Annotated in this window: 2 protein-coding genes; both read right to left on the reverse strand. The window is 61.8% G+C overall.

Annotated elements, in window-relative coordinates; genetic code table 11:
* Positions 1 to 71: 71 nt before the first annotated feature.
* Positions 72 to 1,640, reverse strand: a complete 1,569-nt coding sequence (gene tnpC / locus JMY28_RS38745) for an IS66 family transposase (protein ID WP_201701143.1) — start codon at positions 1,638 to 1,640, stop codon at positions 72 to 74.
* Between the two features lie 30 nt (positions 1,641 to 1,670).
* Positions 1,671 to 1,949 (reverse strand): IS66 family insertion sequence element accessory protein TnpB (gene tnpB / locus JMY28_RS38750; RefSeq protein ID WP_201701144.1); only part of this gene is annotated, 279 nt, incomplete at its 5' end.

The raw sequence follows: 1,949 nt of genomic DNA on the forward strand, positions 1-1,949 counted from the left end.
GTAAGCGGCTCAGCTGGGCCGTTTGTCCATGCTCGTGCGTGTGAGGCATGATGCTGGACTGGAGTTGCCGGTCAGGTGGCGGAATTCGGCGGACTGGCCCGCGTGTGCAGCTTGTCGGCCACACACCAGGGCAGGAGCTCGTCGATGCGGTTGATTTTGTGAGCGGCGATGTGGGTTAGCACATAGTCCAGGTAGGCACGCGGATCGATGTCATTCAGTGCGCAAGTGCCAATCAGTGCATACATCGCGGCTGCCCGTTCGCCGCCGCTGTCAGAGCCGGCGAATAAAAAATTTTTCCGGCCCAGGCTTACACAACGCAGCGCGTTCTCTGCGATGTTGTTGTCGATCTCGAGCGTACCGTCTTCGCAATACAACGTCAGAGCGCTCCACTGGTTCAGCGTGTAGTTGATCGCCTTGGCCGTATCGGACTTCGACGACAGTGTTTCGAGCTTTGCCCTAAGCCACGCTTCGTAGGTTTGAAGCAGTGATCTGGCTTTCTCCTGCCGTATTCGCAGCCGGTCGGCGGCGGGCCTGCCGCGAATGGACGCTTCGATGTCATAGAGCCCGCCAATATATTCGAGTGCCTTTTGTGTCGTGTCAGATGGCGTGCGCACGTGGATGTCGTAGAACTTTCTCCTCGCGTGGGCATGACATGCCGCCTCGCGTATCGAGCCATCGCGGAACAGCTCGTCGAATCCCGCGTAAGCGTCCGCTTGCAGAATCCCTTTGAAGCTGGCGAGATGGGTTTGAGGGTGGATGCCTTGCCGGTTCGGCGAGTAAGCGAACCAGACCGAAGCCGGTTCCGTCGAGCCGGAGCGATGATCGTCGCGCACATAGACCCACAGCCGGGCGGTGCGCGTCTTCCGGTTGCCCGGTGCGAGCACCGGGATCGGCGTGTCATCCGCGTGCAGCTTGGCGGCCGACTCCGTATAGCGGCGCAGCGCCTCTGTTAGCGGTGCGCACAGCGCCTCGCACTGGCCGACCCAGCGGCCCATGCTGGCCCGGTCAAGCGTCACGCCGTCGCGCGCCGCGATCGCGGATTGCCGGTACAACGGCTGGTGGTCTGCATACTTCGAGACGAGGATATCTGCCAGCAAGCTCGGATGGGCAATGCTCCGCTCGATCGGCAGGCCGGGCATCGGCGGCTGGGTGATCGTGCTGCAGCATGGGCAAACCAGTTTGCGCCGGATCGTGCGAATGACCTTGAACGCCGCTGCAACCCGGGCGAGTTGTTCGGATGCGTCCTCGCCGAGCACCTGCATCGGTTGACCGCAATCCGGGCAACTGGATCCAGGCTCAAGCACATGATCCTCGCGTGGCAGGTGCGCGGGAAGCGCTTGCCTGGAAGCCGCGTCGTCCGTCGTTGCGTTCGAGGAGGACGCATTAGCACCACGGGCCTGCGCACGCTGCACATCCGCTACGCCGCGCCCGGCGGCCAGATCCTCAAGTTGAGTCTCGAGCGTCTCGATTTGCCGCTGCAGCTGCTCGGACTTGCGACCGAACTGCATGCGCCTGAGCTTGTCGATCTGCGCCTTGAGCTGCTCAATCTCGACATCGCGTTCGGCAAGCAGACTACGGGCCTCGACCAGCAAGGCCTTGAGCAGTTCGATATCGTCAGGGAGATCGGCGCCGTTCGACATGCGCCGTAGTTTACGAGTCTGTCTCGCCGTTTACAACATCGATAATGCGGCGGTGCGGCGGGGCTGCCGCCAGTCGATGCCCTCAAGCAGCATCGACAGTTGTGCAGAGCTCAGATAGACCTTCCCACCGTCGGCCTTGGGCCATATAAAGCGGCCTCGTTCAAGCCGCTTCGCAAGCAGCCAGATTCCGTCTTCCGTGGCCCAGAGAATCTTTACCAGATCGCCCCGACGACCCCGGAAGATGTAGACGTTGCCGCCCAGCGGATTCTCTTCAAGCGCTGTTTGCACCTTCGCGGTCAACCCCTGAAA

It is taken from the genome of Paraburkholderia hiiakae, from assembly GCF_904848665.1.
In the GTDB taxonomy this organism is placed as follows: Bacteria; Pseudomonadota; Gammaproteobacteria; order Burkholderiales; family Burkholderiaceae; genus Paraburkholderia; species Paraburkholderia hiiakae.

What these genes read in the sequence shown, in the direction of transcription:
- tnpC (WP_201701143.1), bottom strand. Translation starts at nt 1,640, where the DNA reads ATGTCGAACGGCGCCGATCTCCCTGACGATATCGAACTGCTCAAGGCC.